This window comes from bacterium (assembly GCA_030704665.1).
Classification (GTDB): Bacteria; Patescibacteriota; Microgenomatia; order Woykebacterales; family RBG-16-39-9b; genus JAUYID01.
Map to the genome: position 1 here is coordinate 1 of JAUYID010000004.1, position 1,261 is coordinate 1,261.

Below are 1,261 nucleotides of genomic sequence, written 5' to 3' on the forward strand. Positions count from 1 at the left end.
GATCTGGGCTAAGGAGGGAGAGGTAGAAGAACAACTCCTGGGAGGGTTTGACAGCTTAAAGATCAAAAACAGCCGTATACACTCCCTGCTGCGTGATCCATTTTATATTGGTAAACTTAGGTGGAACGACGAGATTTATCAAGGCAAACATGAGTCTTTGATAAGCAAAGAACTTTTTGATAAGGTTCAAGCAATGCTTAAAAGCAAAACGACTCCTAAATACCGTAAACACTTATTCCTCTTCAAGGGGTTGATCAAATGCGCCGAGTGTGGCAAGTCAATCACTTGGGAAACCGCCAAAGGGCATAATTACGGACACTGCAACCATTACCACAACTGCAGCCAAAAAACCTGGGCAAAGGAAGAGGCAGTCGAAGAACAACTCCTGGGAGGGTTTGACAGCTTAAAGATCAAAAACAGCCATATAGTCGAGTGGCTCAAGAAGGCACTCAAGGAAAGCCACCAAGACGAGATCGAATACCACAACAGCACTGTTGGCGAACTTGAAGCCCGCTACGAGGCGGTTCAGAAGCGGTTGGACAAGTTATACGATGACAAACTGGATGAGAAAATTACGCCAGACTTTTATAGCAGGAAGTTTAAGCAATACTCGGAAGAAAAAGACGAAGTGACAGAGTCGATAAAGAAACACTCCCAGGCAAGCACTGGTTACATTAACCTCGGCATAAACATCTATGAACTCTCCCAAAGAGCCAAGGAAATCTACCTCAAAGCCAAAGCAAAGGACATGTTAGACGAACAACGAAGCCTTATTAGGCTAGTTTTCAGCGATTTGAAACTAGACGAAGGAAAACTAAGTTGCACCTACTCCAAGACCTTCAAAATCCTCTCAGAAGCGGTCTCAGCCACAAACGGTTCGAATGTTGATAAATTCAAGGGTTTAGGAAACGGAAAATTCGAACTTACGAAAAAGAACGATGTTACGGGACAAAAGGACTCTTTATTGCCCTCTCGTCCCATCTGGCTCCCCCGCGTGGACTCGAACCACGAACCATTCGCTTAACAGGCGAGCGCTCTACCATTGAGCTACAGGGGAATATATAATTTTTAATTTGCTTGAAGAGAGTTTATTTTTATTCTTCCTGCTCTACCTCCGCCTTCGCCAGCTGGCGAATGGCGGAGAGCTACAGGGGAATATATTTTTTAATGAACTCTCTACCTCGATAACTTTTTAATTGTTTTTCCCGAACCAAAGCTTGTTGTCGATCTGTCTCTTCCTCTTTGTATATTAGTTCCCAAT

At 43.9% G+C, this 1,261-nt stretch carries 1 tRNA gene; it reads right to left on the reverse strand.

What is annotated here, in order from left to right:
* Window positions 1–982 precede the first annotated feature (982 nt).
* A tRNA-Asn gene (locus tag Q8P13_00105) sits at window positions 983–1,057 on the reverse strand.
* Between the last annotated feature and the right edge of the window lie 204 nt (window positions 1,058–1,261).